Here is a 14,688-nt window from a genome sequence, read left to right on the forward strand (position 1 = left end):
GGTCGGCCGCGCTTTACTCTGATCTCTGCTCGATAGTTACTCGCGAGTTAAACAACAGCCGCAAACCTGAGAGCCAGCCGCACTGTCGCGGGCCCGGAGGATGTCGTGAGCGACACACAGACACTGATCGAGAACCGCCCGCCGAGTGTGGCGACCCTCTTCCTGGAGCGCGTTGCGAGCACACCCGAGGCCGAGGCGTACCGCTACCCGGTGCCGGCGGCCTCCGGCCAGGGCCCGGACGAGTGGAAGTCGCTCACCTGGGCGCAGGCCGCGGAGCGGGTGCACGCCATCGCGGCCGGGCTGATCGAGCTGGGGGTGCAGCCCGAGCAGCGGGTCGCCCTCGCCTCCTCGACCCGTCTCGACTGGATCCTCGCGGACCTCGGCATCATGTGCGCCGGTGCCGCCACGACCACGGTCTATCCGCAGACCAACGCCGACGAGTCGGCGTTCATCCTCTCCGACTCCGAGAGCCGGGTGCTGATCGCGGAGGACGCGGCCCAGCTCGCCAAGGCGATCGAGAAGCGCGGCGAGCTGCCCGCGCTCACCCATGTCGTGGTGATCGACCCGGCGGGCGTGGAGACCAGCGACTTCGTGCTCACGCTCACCGAGCTGGAGGCCCGTGGCGCCGCCCGCCTGGAGAAGGACCCCGAGCTGATCCAGGAGCGCGTCGGCGCGATCACCAAGGACCAGCTCGCGACGCTGATCTACACCTCCGGCACCACCGGCCGCCCCAAGGGGGTCCGGCTCCCGCACGACAACTGGGCGTACATGGCGAAGGCGATCGCCGCGACCGGTCTGATCAGCGGCGACGACGTGCAGTACCTGTGGCTGCCGCTCGCCCACGTCTTCGGCAAGGTGCTCACCTCCGGGCAGATCGAGGTCGGTCACGTCACGGCTGTCGACGGCCGCGTCGACAAGATCATCGAGAATCTGCCGATCGTGCAGCCGACGTACATGGCGGCCGTCCCGCGCATCTTCGAGAAGGTCTACAACGGGGTCGCGGCGAAGGCCCGCGCGGGCGGTGGCGCCAAGTACAAGATCTTCCAGTGGGCCGCCGAGGTGGGGCGCGCCTACGCCAAGGAGACCCAGGACAACTTCCGCCGCACCGGGGTCGCCTCCGCGTCCTTCGGGCTGAGCGCCAAGCACAAGGTGGCCGACGGGCTGGTCTTCGCGAAGATCCGGGAGGCCTTCGGCGGGAACCTGCGGGCGTGTGTCTCCGGGTCCGCCGCGCTGGCGCCCGAGATCGGCTACTTCTTCGCGGGCGCCGGCATCCACATCCTGGAGGGCTACGGCCTCACGGAGTCCTCCGCGGCCTCCTTCGTCAACCCGGGGGAGGCCTACCGCACCGGTACGGTCGGCAAGCCGCTGCCCGGCACCGAGGTCCGGATCGCCGACGACGGCGAGATCCTGCTGCGGGGCCCCGGGATCATGGAGGGCTACCACGGGCTGCCCGAGAAGACGGCCGAGGTGCTGGAGGCCGACGGGTGGTTCCACACCGGGGACATCGGCGAGCTGTCGCCCGACGGGTATCTGCGGATCACCGACCGCAAGAAGGATCTCATCAAGACGTCCGGCGGCAAGTACATCGCGCCCGCCGAGGTCGAGGGGCAGTTCAAGGCGGTGTGCCCGTACGTGTCCAACATCCTGGTGCACGGCGCGGACCGGAACTTCTGCACGGCGCTCATCGCGCTGGACGAGCCCTCGATCCTCGACTGGGCCAAGGAGAACGGTCTCGAAGGCAAGTCGTACGCGGAGGTCGTCGCGGCGCCCGTCACCGTGTCCATGGTCGAGGGGTATGTGAAGCAGCTCAACGAGGGGCTTCAGCGGTGGCAGACGATCAAGAAGTTCCGGTTGCTGCCGCGGGATCTCGATGTGGAGCACGGTGAGATCACGCCGAGTCTGAAGCTGAAGCGGCCTGTGGTGGAGCGGGAGTACAAGCATCTGATCGATGAGATGTACGCGGGGTCTCGCGAGGCGTAGCGCGTCCGCGGAGGGGTGGCGGGGGCTGCTGGGCGGCTTGCGGTGCGTCGTGGTTTGTCGCGCAGTTCCCCGCGCCCCTGGGTGGGACAGTTCACCGTTTCTCGAGAAGGCGCCGGAGTTCCTTGACCCTCATTTGCTGAGGCTCCGTCAAGTCCTGCTCCAGGTCCGCCAGTTGTCTGCTGACCTCCTCGTAGTCCGTCCGCTGTCGAACCAGCAGCCGCTCCAGCTGCTGGTTCTTGCGGTGCAGTTCCAGGAACACGCTCACCTTGGCGCGCAGCACCCACGGGTCGAACGGCTTGGTCAGATAGTCCGCCGCTCCCGTCGCGTAGCCGCGAAAGGCGTAGCCCGAGTCGTCCGTGCCCGTCAGGAAGATGATCGGGACGTCCTTCGTCTGGTCCAGACGTTTGATGTTCGCCGCCGTCTCGAAGCCGTCCATGCCCGGCATGCGCACGTCCAGGAGGACCAGCGCGAACCGGCGGCGGAGCAGGGCCTTCATCGCCTCCTCGCCCGAACGGGCGCGGACCAGCGGTTCGTTGAGGGACCCCAAAACCGCCTCCAGCGCGATCAGGTTGTCCTCCATGTCGTCGACCAGGAGGATGCCGGCACTGTCGTCGGTCCTTGCCTCAGCGTTCATGTGACAGCCTCATTCAGTTGTCGGTGGGCGGAACCACCGCCTCCTCCGCGTCGGTCCGCTCCTGCGTCTGTGCGCCCTCGGGGTCCAGGAGCGCGCAGACGACGGTCAGCAGCTGATCGACGTCCACCGGCTTGGGTACGTAGTCGTTGGCGCCGCGCGCGATCGACTTCTCGCGGTCTCCGGGCATGGCCTTCGCGGTGAGCGCGACGATGGGCAGCCCGGTCCAGCGCGGGGTGCGGCGGATGGCGGCGATGGTCTCGTAGCCGTCCATCTCCGGCATCATGATGTCCATCAGGACCAGTTCGACGTCCGGGTTGCGCTCCAGGGTCTCGATGCCCTCGCGGCCGTTCTCCGCGTACAGGACCGGCATGCCGACGCGCCCCAGCACATGGGTGAGGGCGAAGACGTTGCGGATGTCGTCGTCGACGATCAGCACCCGTCGGCCGGACAGCACCTGACCCGCCCGGCCCGACGTCCACGCCTCCAGCTTGGTGGGCGCCGGCCACGAGTCCTCGGCGTCGTGGGCGGTCGGATACGGCTCGGTGGACAGGTCCTCCGGGGCCGGCAGGGGTTGGTCCTCGGCGGTCGGGCCGGTCGCCGTGTGGCCGGGGCTGACGACGGGGACGTAGAGCGTGAACGTGGAGCCCTTGCCGGGTTCGCTCTCCGCGACGATACGGCCGCCCAGCAGACCCGCGATCTCCCGGCTGATGGACAGACCGAGCCCGGTGCCGCCGTACTTGCGGTTGGTCGTGCCGTCGGCCTGCTGGAACGCCTCGAAGATCACCGGGAGTTTCTCCCGGGCGATCCCGATGCCGGTGTCGGAGACCGCGAAGGCGACCACGTCGTCGCTGTCGCGGACGTACCGGTGCTCGGGGTCCTTGACGCGGTTCACGCGCAGCTCGACCCGGCCCGAGGCGGTGAACTTGATCGCGTTGGAGAGCAGGTTGCGCAGGATCTGCTGGAGGCGCTGTTCGTCCGAGTACATCTCGCGCGGCACGGCCTCGCCGACCGCCACCTCGAAGGCCAGCCCCCGGTCCAGGGTGAGCGGACGGAAGGTGGCGTGGACGTAGTCGAGGAGCTTGATCAGCGGCAGCTTCTTCGGGCGTACGTCCATCCGGCCGGCCTCGATCTTCGACAGGTCCAGGATGTCGTTGATCAGTTGCAGGAGATCGCTTCCCGACCGGTGGATCGTCGTCGCGAACTGCACCTCCTGGTCGGAGAGATGGCCGTCCGGGTTGTCGGAGAGCAGCCTGGCCAGGATGAGCAGGGAGTTCAGCGGGGTGCGCAGCTCGTGGGACATGTTCGCCAGGAACTCCGACTTGTACTGCGAGGAGGTGGCCAACAGGGCTGCCTTCTCCTCCAGTTCCGCGTTGGAGCGCTGCAACTCCGCCTGCTGCATCTGGAGTTCGTCCGAGCGCTCCTGGAGCTGCATCGCCAGGCGCTGGGACTCGCCGAGCAGGGACTCGGTGCGGGAGTTGGCGATGATGGTGTTGATGGCGACGCCGATGGTGTTCACGAACTGGTCGAAGAACGCCAGGTGGACGTCGGAGAAGCGGGAGAAGGAGGCGAGCTCGATGACGCCGAGGAGCTTGTCCTCGAAGAGGATCGGGATGATGACGACGCTCGCCGGGGCCGCCTCGCCCAGCCCGCTGTTGATCTTGATGTAGTCCGGCGGGGCCTCCTCCACCAGGATGCGCTTCTTCTCGCGGGCCGCCTGACGCACCAGACCGTGGACCGGCATGCCGCCGGTGTCGACGGTCGCGCCCTGCGCCGAGCCGTAGCCCGCGATGAACGCCAGTCCCTTTGCAGGAACGGTTGTGCGGAGAGAGGTACCGTCCTCGTCCGGGTCGGCCAGGAAGAACGCCCCGTACTGCGCGTTCACCAGCGGGGTCAGCTCCCGCAGGATCAGGTCGGCGACCTCCATCAGGTCCCGGTGGCCCTGCATCAGCGCGGCCAGGCGGGCGAGGTTGGACTCCAGCCAGTCCTTCGCGCGGGTCGTCTCGCGGAGGTTGGCCACCATCAGGTTGATGTTGTCCTTGAGCTCGGCGACCTCGCCCTGCGTCTCCACGGTGATCGAGCGGGACATGTCGCCCTGGGCCACCGCGGAGGCCACCTCCGCGATCGCGCGGACCTGGGTGGTCAGGTTGGAGGCCAGCTCGTTCACGTTGGTCGTCAGGCGCTTCCAGGTGCCGTACACGCCCTCGACCCGCGCCTGGCCGCCGAGCTGGCCCTCGGAGCCCACCTCGCGGGCCACCCGCGTGACCTCGGAGGAGAAGGAGGAGAGGGTGTCGACCATGGTGTTGATGGCGGTCTTCAGCTCCAGGATCTCGCCGCGCGCGTCCACGTCGATCTTCTTGGAGAGGTCGCCGTTGGCGACGGCCGTGGTCACCTGGGCGATGTTGCGGACCTGCGAAGTGAGGTTGTCCGCCATGTAGTTGACGTTGTCGGTCAGGTCCCGCCACACCCCGGAGACCCCCAGCACCTGCGCTCGTCCGCCGAGCCGGCCGTCGGTGCCGACCTCGCGGGCCACCCGGGTGACCTCGTCGGCGAAGGCGCGCAGCTGCTCCACCATCGTGTTGACGGTGTCCTTCAGTTCGAGGATCTCGCCACGGGCGTCGACCGTGATCTTCTTCGACAGGTCGCCGTTGGCGACGGCGGTCGTCACCTGGGCGATGTTGCGGACCTGTGAGGTCAGGTTCAGGGCCATGAAGTTGACGTTGTCGGTGAGGTCCTTCCAGACGCCCGAGACGCCCCGCACCTGCGCCTGGCCGCCGAGGTTGCCCTCGGTGCCGACCTCGCGGGCGACGCGGGTGACCTCGTCGGCGAAGGCGGAGAGCTGGTCGACCATGGTGTTGATGGTGGACTTCAGCTCCAGGATCTCGCCCTTCGCCTCGACCGTGATCTTCTTGCCGAGGTCGCCCTGGGCCACGGCCGTCGACACCAGCGCGATGTTGCGGACCTGCGAAGTGAGGTTGTCCGCCATGAAGTTGACGTTGTCGGTGAGGTCCTTCCAGACGCCCGAGACGCCCCGCACCTGGGCCCGGCCGCCGAGGTTGCCCTCGGTGCCGACCTCGCGGGCCACGCGGGTGACCTCGTCGGCGAAGGCGGAGAGCTGGTCCACCATGGTGTTGATGGTCGACTTCAGCTCCAGGATCTCGCCCTGGGCGTCCACGGTGATCTTCTGACTCAGGTCGCCGTTGGCCACGGCCGTCGTCACCTGGGCGATGTTCCGCACCTGGGACGTCAGGTTCGACGCCATGAAGTTGACGTTGTCCGTGAGGTCCTTCCAGACCCCGGACACCCCGCGCACCTGGGCCCGGCCGCCCAGCTGCCCCTCGGTGCCGACCTCGCGGGCGACCCGGGTGACCTCGTCGGCGAAGGCGGAGAGCTGGTCGACCATCGTGTTCACGGTCAGCTTCAGTTCGAGCAGCTCGCCGGTCGCCTCGACCGTGACCGTGCGGGTCAGGTCGCCGCGGGCCACCGCGGTCGTCACCAGGGCGATGTCCCGGACCTGGGCGGTCAGCCGCGAGGCCATGGTGTTCACCGCCTCCGTCACATCGCGCCAGCTGCCCGAGAGACCGGTCACCTTGGCCCGTCCGCCGAGCCGGCCCTCGGTGCCGACCTCACGGGCCACCCGGGTCACCTCGCCGGTGAACAGGGAGAGCTGGTCGACCATCTTGTTCACGGCCCGGCCCAGCCGCCGCAGATCACCGCGCAGCTGCCGGTTGCCGTCGTGCAGGTCGACCCGCTGGGTCAGATCGCCGCCGGCCACCGCGTCCAGCACCCGGGTCGCGTTGGCGGCCGGCGCCACCAGGGCGTCGAGCAGCTGGTTCACGTCGTCGACCCGGGAGGCCCACGTCCCCTGCCCCGGGCTGGGGGAGAGCCGTTCGTCGAGGCGGCCGTGCCGCACCAGCTCCCGCTTGACCCGGTTGACCTCGCCGGTGAAGTGGACGTTGCGGTCCACCAACTGGTTGAAGACGGCCGTCAGTTCGGCCACGATCCCGTCCCCGGACTCCGGCATCCGGCGGAAGTCGCCGTCCCGGGCAGCCGTCATCGCGGCGAGCAGGGGACGCAGGTCCGATGCTCGAATCCGGTCGGCATTGTGTCCTTCTTCGAGCACAGGCGTACCACTGTTCTCACTCATGGCGGCCCACTTCGGTAACTCGGCGCTTATGGGCGTGGCCAGTCTGTCACTCTGTCCGCATCGACTGAGGTGTATTCGTCCGAACTGCTCCGGGAGACGGGCATGGGGGCCATTCCTGCGCAACGGGAGTCCGTTGCCCGTGCGTCCGATCCGCCCGCGCGCGGTGGCGACGCGCCCCCGCAGGCCCCGGCGCACGCCCACGCCACCTTCCCCGGCGGTCCGCTCGCCCCGGGCTCGGCCCGGGCCCTGATACGCGCTGCGGTCGCCGAATGGACCGAACTGGCGCTTCCCGGAACCGAGTTGCTCAGCGACCGGCAGGCCGACGACGCCGTGGTCGTGGTCAGTGAACTGGTCACCAACGCCGTCGTGCACGCGGGCACCGACATCGAGGTGGACTGCCGTCTGGAGGCCCCCACCGGGGCGCTCGTCGTCGAGGTCCTCGACCACCACCCCTCGCGCGCCCCCCGGGACGGCGACCTCGAACCCCGGCACGGCACACCGGAGTACGGCCGTGGACTGCGCCTGGTCGCCGCCCTCGCCGAGACCTGGGGCATCACCTACCGCACCGGCGCCAAGACCGTGTGGGCGCAGCTGCCGGCCGGAGGCAAGGACGCCGTCGACGGGATCCAGGCGTACGCCGGGGAGCAGGCGCACGAGCGGGGGCTGCGGGTCGCCGGGATACTCGCCCCGGCACCACCCCCGTCCCGGCCCCCGGCCGCGCCCGAACCCGTTCCTCCCGGGGAGCCCGACCGGGACTGGCTCAACCGCGGCGCCCTGTCCTTCCTCGCCGAGGCCTCCGACCTGCTCGCCGGGCAGCTCGACGAGAACCTGGTCGCCGCGCTCGCCGGCCAGCTGATCGTGCCGCGGCTGGCCGACTGGTGTGCGGTGTGGCTGGAGGACGAGGTCGCCGGACGCTGGGGGTCCCCTCGCCCGGGTGAGGCCCCGAGCGGCGCGGCGGGCTGGGCCGAGAGCGGTCTGTCCGGCCCCCGGCTGGCCCGGGTGTGGCACTGCTCCGAGAACAGGATCGAGGACCTGCGGCGGGCGCTGGAGAAGGAGCCGCCGGTCTCCTCGGTGCCGGAACGGCAGGGGCCCGTGCCCTTCCCCTGGCCCGACGAGGCGCTCGGCCCGCACGCCGCGCACGGCTCCGCGCTCGCCTACCGCCTCACCGCCGGCGGCCGCCCGCTGGGCACCCTGGTCATCGGCCGGGCCGGGCTGATCTCCTTCCCCGACGAGATCACCGGGCTCGTCGAGGACCTCAGCCGCCGGGTCGCGCTCGCCATCGGCGCGGCCCGCCAGTACGCCCGCCAGGCCACCATCAGCGCGGTGCTCCAGCGCGGGCTGCTGCCCGGCGCGGTCGCCGAGATCCCCGGGGTGCGCAGCGCCCTGGTGTACGAGCCGTGCGACAAGGGCGGCCCCAGCGGCGACTTCTACGACCTGTTCCCGGCCGGCGACGGCCGCTGGTGCTTCGCCGTCGGAGACGTCCAGGGCAAGGGCCCCGAGGCGGCCGTGGTGATCGGACTGGCGCGGCCCTGGCTCCGGCTGCTGGCCCGCGAGGGCTACCGCGTCGCCGACGTCCTGGACCGCCTCAACCAGCTGCTCCTCGACGACGCGACGGAGGCCGCGGACGCGGCGGCACGAGCCCTGGCGGCCGCGGGCGGACGCCCCACGACCCCCGGCGACGGCCCGCAGACCCGCTTCCTGTCCCTCCTGTACGGCGAGCTGGCGCCCTTCGACGGCGGAGTGCGCTGCACCCTCGCCTCCGCCGGACATCCGCTGCCGCTGCTGCTCGGGGCGGGCGGTGAGGTCCGTACGGCCGCGCGGCCGCAGACCCTGCTCGGGGTCGTCGAGGACGAGACGTACACCAGCGAGACCTTCGAGCTGCGGTCCGGCGACAGCCTGCTGTGCGTCACCGACGGGGTGACCGAGCGGCGCAGCGGCCCCCGGCAGTTCGACGACGAGGACGGCCTCGCGGAGGCCTTCGCCGGTTGCGCGGGCCTTGGCGCCGAACTCATCGCGGAGCGGATCAGACGGCTGGTGCACGACTTCGGGGCCCGGCCGCCGGAGGACGATCTGGCCCTGCTGGTCCTGCAGGCGGAATAGGTGTCCGCGGGGTGCTGGACAATGGAGGACATGCCTTCCGCACTCCCCGACGGCGAACCCGTCCCCGACGACGGCGCGCTCCCCGCGTCCGCGCTCACCGGGTCCGCCGACCGCCCGCTCGGCTTCTACCTGCACGTCCCGTACTGCGCGACCCGCTGCGGCTACTGCGACTTCAACACCTACACCGCGACCGAGCTGCGCGGCTCCGGCGGGGTGCTGGCCTCCCGCGACAACTACGCCGAGACGCTGATCGACGAGATCCGCCTGGCGCGGAAGGTCCTCGGCGACGACCCGCGCCCGGTCCGCACGGTGTTCGTCGGCGGCGGTACGCCCACCCTCCTGGCCGCGGGGGACCTCGTACGGATGCTGGGGGCGATCCGTGACGAGTTCGGGCTGGCCGCGGACGCGGAGGTGACCACCGAGGCGAACCCGGAGTCGGTGGACCCGGCCTATCTGGCCGCGCTGCGGGAGGGCGGCTTCAACCGGGTGTCCTTCGGGATGCAGAGCGCGAGGCAGCACGTCCTGAAGGTGCTGGACCGCACGCACACCCCGGGCCGGCCCGAGGCGTGTGTCGCGGAGGCCCGGGCGGCGGGCTTCGACCATGTGAACCTCGACCTGATCTACGGCACACCCGGCGAGTCCGACGACGACTGGCGGGCGTCCCTGGAGGCGGCGATCGGGGCCGGCCCCGATCACGTGTCGGCGTACGCGCTGATCGTCGAGGAGGGCACACAGCTCGCTCGTCGTATCCGCCGGGGCGAGGTGCCGATGACCGACGACGACGAGCACGCGGACCGGTACCTGATCGCGGACGAGGCGCTGTCCTCGGCCGGATTCGACTGGTACGAGGTGTCGAACTGGGCGACCTCACCGGCGGGCCGGTGCCTGCACAACGAGCTGTACTGGCGCGGGGCGGACTGGTGGGGGGCCGGCCCCGGGGCGCACTCGCACGTGGGCGGGGTGCGGTGGTGGAACGTGAAGCATCCCGGGGCGTATGCGGCCGCGCTGGCCTCCGGCAGGTCTCCGGGCGCCGGGCGCGAGCTGCTGTCGGAGGAGGACCGGCGGGTCGAGCGGATCCTGCTGGAGCTGCGGCTTCGGGAGGGGGTGCCGCTGTCCCTGCTGCGGCCGGAGGGTCTGAAGGCCGCGAGCCGGGCGCTCGCGGACAAGCTGCTTGAGGAGGGCCCGTACGACGAGGGACGGGCGGTGCTGACGCTGCGGGGGCGGTTGCTGGCCGATGCGGTGGTCCGGGACTTGGTGGACTGATCACTCGGCGGAGTGAACCGGTGCGGAATGCCGGTTCGATCCCTAACCTGGTCCCTAGCTGCCGTCAAAAGTACGCGGCGGATGTGGAGGGCCACGGAGATGACCGCTGTGGACGAGCGTGGGATGACCAAGTACTTCGAGGAGCTTGAGCCTCCCGAGGGCGTCAAGGTCGAGCTTCTCCGGGGGGAAATCGTGATGATGGCCAGCCCTGATCTTGTGCACAACATGATCGTCGAGGACGTGCTGGACCAGATCCCGCGTAAGCGATGGTCGCGATTGCAGACCCAGGACGTCGACATTCTCGACGAAGCCAGTGAGCCAGTGCCGGACCTGGTGGTCCTCGAGCGTGAGGCGATGCCTGCCTCGGGACGGCTGCTGCCATGTCGCCTGATCACGATGGTTGTCGAGGTCGTATCCAAGACCAGCGTCCAGCGGGACTATGAAATCAAACGCTCGATCTACGCCGCGGGAATGGTGCCTGCCTACCTCATCGTCGACCCGATCATGGCGCAGTGCGTCCTGTTGACGAGGCCCACCGGGAAGGGAGAGAACGCCGACTACGAGCGGCAGCAGGTCACGAAGTTCGGGGCACCTCTGCCCTTGGAGGAACTGGGGCTCGAAATGGACACCAGCGATTTCGGAACGTTTCCCGGAGTCAGGCCCCACCGCTACCCGTGACGAAATCGATCAGTTCCTCCACCCGGCCCAGAAGCTCCGGCTCCAGGTCCTTGTAGGAGCCCACCCGCTTCAGGATCGCCTGCCACACCGCGCCCGTGTTCTCCGACGGCCAGCCCAGCGCCTTGCACACGCCCGTCTTCCAGTCCTGGCCGTGCGGCACCCGGGGCCACGCCTCGATGCCCAGGGACGACGGCTTCACCGCCTCCCAGATGTCGATGTACGGGTGGCCGACCACCAGGGCGTGCTCGCTGGTCACCGACGCGGCGATACGGGACTCCTTGCTGCCGGGGACCAGGTGGTCCACCAGGACGCCCAGGCGGGCGTCCGGACCCGGCGCGAACTCGGCGACGATCGCCGGCAGGTCGTCCACGCCCTCCAGGTACTCCACGACCACGCCCTCGACGCGCAGGTCGTCGCCCCAGACGTTCTCCACCAGTTCCGCGTCGTGGCGGCCTTCGACGTAGATACGGCCGGCGCGGGCCACGCGCGCGCGTGCGCCGGGGACGGCCACCGAGCCGGAAGCGGTCCGGGACGGTCGTACGGGAGCCGGTGAGGAGGGGCGCACCAGGGTCACCACCCGGCCCTCCAGGAGGAAACCGCGGGGCTCCAGCGGGAACACCCGGTGCTTGCCGAAGCGGTCCTCCAGGGTCACCGTGCCCGCCTCGCAGCCGATCACCGCGCCGCAGAAGCCCGTGCCCGGCTCCTCGACCACCAGGCCGGGCTCGGCGGGCACCTCCGGCACCGGCCGGGGCTTCTTCCACGGAGGGGTCAGGTCGGCGGAGTACTGGCGCATTCGGATGACGATAGGAGAACCGGTCCGGGGATCACTACGACACGCCGAAGCGGGCCGCCAGCGCGTCCCGCTGCGCCCGCACGAACGCCGCGTCCACCACCGCTCCGTGACCGGGCACGTACAGCGCGTCCTCGCCGCCCAGCTCCAGCAGCCGGTCCAGCGCGGCCGGCCAGTGCCGCGGTACGGCGTCCGGGCCCGCCTGCGGTTCGCCCGACTCCTCGACCAGGTCGCCGCAGAAGACGACCTCCGGGGTGCCGGGCACCAGGACGGCGAGGTCGTGGGCCGTGTGACCGGGGCCGACGTTCGCCAGCAGGACCTGGCGGCCGCCGCCGAGGTCGAGCGTCCACTCGCCCGAGACGTGGTGCCGGGGGGAGACGAGGGCGTCCACCGCCTCGTCGGCCGCCCCCGGGTCCAGTCCGTTGCGCACGGCGTCCGCCCGCAGTTCCGCACGGCCGACCCGCCCCGCCAGCACCGTCTCCACGCCGACCGCGCCGAACACCTCCGTGCCCGCGAACGCCGCCGCACCGAAGACATGGTCGAAGTGGGGGTGGGTGAGCGCGAGATGGGTCACACGGTGGCCGGCCAGTTCCCCGGCCTGCGCGCGCAGGCGGGCACCCTCCGCGAGAGAGGAGCCCGCGTCGACCGACAGGGCCGTGCCCTCGCCGATCACCAGGCCCGCCGTACAGTCCCAGCCGGGCAGCCGGCAGCGCCCCACGCCGGTCGCGACCCGCTCCCACCCGAGCTCTTCCCAAGTCACCGTCATACCGCGACGCTAGCCGTACAACCGGTCCCGGCGGGACCAGCCTTGCCCAGGGACTACCCCACCGCCGTACACTTGCCGGGGAGTGCTGGCACTCGGACGAACAGAGTGCCAGGCAAGGTGCCCGAGGGAACGACTTCTGGAGGTGTGCGCGATGCTGAGTGAACGCAGGCTCCAGGTGTTGCGCGCGATCGTCCAGGACTATGTCGGCACCGAGGAGCCGGTCGGGTCGAAGGCCCTGACCGAGCGGCACAACCTCGGAGTGTCCCCGGCGACCGTGCGCAACGACATGGCGGTCCTGGAGGACGAGGGGTTCATCGCCCAGCCGCACACCAGCGCCGGGCGGATCCCGACCGACAAGGGATACCGGCTGTTCGTCGACAAACTGGCGGGCGTCAAGCCGATGACCGCGCCCGAGCGGCGCGCGATCCAGAACTTCCTCGACGGCGCCGTGGACCTCGACGACGTCGTGGCCCGGACGGTGCGGCTGCTCGCGCAGCTCACCCGGCAGGTCGCCGTCGTGCAGTACCCGTCCCTGACCCGCTCGACCGTGCGGCACGTGGAGCTGCTCTCGCTCGCCCCGGCGCGCGTGATGCTCGTGCTGATCACGGACACCGGCCGGGTCGAGCAGCGCATGGTCGACTGCCCGGCACCCTTCGGGGAGGCCTCGCTCGCCGATCTGCGGGCGCGGCTCAACAGCAGGGTCGCCGGGCGACGGTTCGCCGATGTGCCGCAGTTGGTCGAGGACCTGCCCGAAGGCTTCGACGTCGAGGACCGGGGTACGGTCTCGACAGTGCTCTCCACTCTCCTGGAGACGCTCGTCGAGGAGAACGAGGAGCGGCTGATGATCGGCGGCACCGCCAATCTCACCCGCTTCGGACATGACTTTCCCCTCACGATCCGGCCCGTCCTGGAGGCCCTGGAGGAGCAGGTCGTCCTCCTCAAGCTCCTTGGTGAGGCCGGGGATTCGGGCATGACCGTACGTATTGGTCATGAGAACGCCTACGAGGGACTCAACTCCACTTCGGTGGTGTCGGTCGGCTACGGTTCGGGCGGCGAGGCAGTCGCCAAGCTCGGCGTGGTCGGACCGACCCGCATGGATTACCCGGGAACGATGGGAGCGGTACGCGCAGTGGCACGGTACGTCGGACAGATCCTGGCGGAGTCGTAAGTGGCCACGGACTACTACGCCGTTCTCGGCGTGCGCCGCGACGCGTCGCAGGATGAGATCAAGAAGGCGTTCCGTCGGCTCGCACGCGAGCTGCACCCGGACGTCAACCCGGATCCCAAGACCCAGGAGCGGTTCAAGGAGATCAACGCCGCCTACGAGGTGTTGTCGGACCCGCAGAAGAAGCAGGTCTACGACCTCGGCGGCGACCCGCTCTCGCAGGCCGGCGGCGGTGGCGCGGGCGGCTTCGGGGCCGGTGGGTTCGGGAACTTCTCGGACATCATGGACGCGTTCTTCGGTACGGCCTCGCAGCGGGGGCCGCGCTCGCGCACCCGGCGCGGCCAGGACGCGATGATCCGTCTGGAGATCGAGCTCGACGAGGCGGCCTTCGGCACCACGAAGGACATCCAGGTCGACACGGCGATCGTCTGCACCACCTGCAACGGCGAGGGGGCCGCCCCCGGCACCTCCGCCCAGACGTGTGACATGTGCCGCGGCCGCGGCGAGGTGTCGCAGGTGACGCGGTCCTTCCTGGGCCAGGTCATGACGTCCCGCCCGTGCCCGCAGTGCCAGGGCTTCGGCACCGTGGTCCCGACCCCGTGCCCGGAGTGCGCCGGCGACGGCCGCGTCCGCTCGCGCCGCACGCTCACCGTGAAGATCCCGGCCGGCGTGGACAACGGCACACGGATCCAGCTCGCGGGTGAGGGCGAGGTCGGCCCCGGCGGCGGTCCCGCCGGTGACCTCTACGTCGAGATCCACGAACTCCCGCACTCGCAGTTCCAGCGCCGGGGCGACGACCTGCACTGCACGGTCACGCTCCCGATGACGGCGGCCTCCCTCGGCACCAAGGTCCCGCTGGAGACCCTCGACGGCATGGAGGAGGTCGACATCCGCCCGGGCACCCAGTCCGGTCAGTCGATCCCGCTGCACAGCCGGGGCGTCACCCACCTGCGGGGCGGCGGCCGCGGCGACCTCATCGTCCACGTCGAGGTCCAGACCCCCACCAAGCTGGACCCCGAGCAGGAGCGCCTGCTGCGCGAGCTGGCCAAGCTGCGCGGCGAGGAACGGCCCACGGGGCAGTTCCAGCCGGGGCAGCAGGGGCTGTTCTCGCGGCTGAAGGACGCGTTCAACGGGCGTACCTGAGCGGTGCGAAGGTCGGATTCGGACT

10 protein-coding genes are annotated in these 14,688 nt (G+C 70.4%); 6 read left to right on the forward strand and 4 right to left on the reverse strand.

Annotated elements, in window-relative coordinates:
• The first annotated feature begins 105 nt into the window (after nt 1-105).
• Nucleotides 106-1,980, forward strand: coding sequence for an AMP-dependent synthetase/ligase (locus AQI94_RS02545; protein WP_062229560.1), 1,875 nt, complete (start codon nt 106-108; stop codon nt 1,978-1,980).
• Nucleotides 1,981-2,071: 91 nt separating this feature from the next.
• On the opposite strand, the gene AQI94_RS02550 is transcribed toward AQI94_RS02545, so the two are convergent.
• Nucleotides 2,072-2,614 (reverse strand): response regulator, encoded by a 543-nt coding sequence (locus AQI94_RS02550; protein ID WP_031061641.1) that lies wholly within the window; start codon nt 2,612-2,614, stop codon nt 2,072-2,074.
• Nucleotides 2,615-2,627: 13 nt separating this feature from the next.
• Nucleotides 2,628-6,758: a HAMP domain-containing protein gene (locus tag AQI94_RS02555; RefSeq protein ID WP_208611829.1), complete on the reverse strand. Its 4,131-nt coding sequence runs from the start codon at nt 6,756-6,758 to the stop codon at nt 2,628-2,630.
• Between the two features lie 102 nt (nt 6,759-6,860).
• Between AQI94_RS02555 and AQI94_RS02560 the strand changes: the two genes are divergently transcribed.
• The 3 genes from AQI94_RS02560 to AQI94_RS02570 all read left to right on the forward strand — a co-directional run bounded on the left by AQI94_RS02560 (nt 6,861) and on the right by AQI94_RS02570 (nt 10,799).
• Nucleotides 6,861-8,858 (forward strand): ATP-binding SpoIIE family protein phosphatase, encoded by a 1,998-nt coding sequence (locus AQI94_RS02560; RefSeq protein ID WP_031048590.1) that lies wholly within the window; start codon nt 6,861-6,863, stop codon nt 8,856-8,858.
• Between the two features lie 30 nt (nt 8,859-8,888).
• A complete protein-coding gene (gene hemW / locus AQI94_RS02565; RefSeq protein ID WP_031048587.1) occupies nt 8,889-10,121 on the forward strand; it encodes a radical SAM family heme chaperone HemW in 1,233 nt (410 codons plus the stop codon).
• Nucleotides 10,122-10,220: 99 nt separating this feature from the next.
• Complete coding sequence (locus AQI94_RS02570; RefSeq protein ID WP_225890139.1) at nt 10,221-10,799, forward strand: Uma2 family endonuclease; 579 nt, start codon at nt 10,221-10,223, stop codon at nt 10,797-10,799.
• On the opposite strand, the gene AQI94_RS02575 is transcribed toward AQI94_RS02570, so the two are convergent.
• Both AQI94_RS02575 and AQI94_RS02580 read right to left on the reverse strand, forming a co-directional pair.
• Nucleotides 10,777-11,592 (reverse strand): DUF3097 domain-containing protein, encoded by an 816-nt coding sequence (locus tag AQI94_RS02575; RefSeq protein ID WP_031048584.1) that lies wholly within the window; start codon nt 11,590-11,592, stop codon nt 10,777-10,779. The two genes, AQI94_RS02570 and AQI94_RS02575, sit on opposite strands and share 23 nt — an antisense overlap.
• Before the next feature lie 34 nt (nt 11,593-11,626).
• Nucleotides 11,627-12,355, reverse strand: coding sequence for an MBL fold metallo-hydrolase (locus AQI94_RS02580; protein WP_031048582.1), 729 nt, complete (start codon nt 12,353-12,355; stop codon nt 11,627-11,629).
• A gap of 151 nt (nt 12,356-12,506) precedes the next feature.
• Between AQI94_RS02580 and hrcA the strand changes: the two genes are divergently transcribed.
• Both hrcA and dnaJ read left to right on the forward strand, forming a co-directional pair.
• Nucleotides 12,507-13,523: a heat-inducible transcriptional repressor HrcA gene (hrcA, locus tag AQI94_RS02585; RefSeq protein ID WP_031048581.1), complete on the forward strand. Its 1,017-nt coding sequence runs from the start codon at nt 12,507-12,509 to the stop codon at nt 13,521-13,523.
• Complete coding sequence (gene dnaJ / locus AQI94_RS02590; RefSeq protein ID WP_031048579.1) at nt 13,524-14,663, forward strand: molecular chaperone DnaJ; 1,140 nt, start codon at nt 13,524-13,526, stop codon at nt 14,661-14,663.
• The last annotated feature ends 25 nt before the right edge of the window (nt 14,664-14,688 follow it).

The organism is Streptomyces pseudovenezuelae (genome assembly GCF_001513955.1).
GTDB lineage: Bacteria > Actinomycetota > Actinomycetes > Streptomycetales > Streptomycetaceae > Streptomyces > Streptomyces pseudovenezuelae.

Coding starts and splice junctions, on each gene's coding strand:
- AQI94_RS02550 (WP_031061641.1), bottom strand. CDS start 2,614: ATGAACGCTGAGGCAAGGACCGACGACAGTGCCGGCATCCTCCTGGTC.
- AQI94_RS02555 (WP_208611829.1), bottom strand. CDS start 6,758: ATGAGTGAGAACAGTGGTACGCCTGTGCTCGAAGAAGGACACAATGCC.
- AQI94_RS02560 (WP_031048590.1), top strand. CDS start 6,861: ATGGGGGCCATTCCTGCGCAACGGGAGTCCGTTGCCCGTGCGTCCGAT.
- hemW (WP_031048587.1), top strand. CDS start 8,889: ATGCCTTCCGCACTCCCCGACGGCGAACCCGTCCCCGACGACGGCGCG.
- AQI94_RS02570 (WP_225890139.1), top strand. CDS start 10,221: ATGACCGCTGTGGACGAGCGTGGGATGACCAAGTACTTCGAGGAGCTT.
- AQI94_RS02575 (WP_031048584.1), bottom strand. CDS start 11,592: ATGCGCCAGTACTCCGCCGACCTGACCCCTCCGTGGAAGAAGCCCCGG.
- AQI94_RS02580 (WP_031048582.1), bottom strand. CDS start 12,355: ATGACGGTGACTTGGGAAGAGCTCGGGTGGGAGCGGGTCGCGACCGGC.
- hrcA (WP_031048581.1), top strand. CDS start 12,507: ATGCTGAGTGAACGCAGGCTCCAGGTGTTGCGCGCGATCGTCCAGGAC.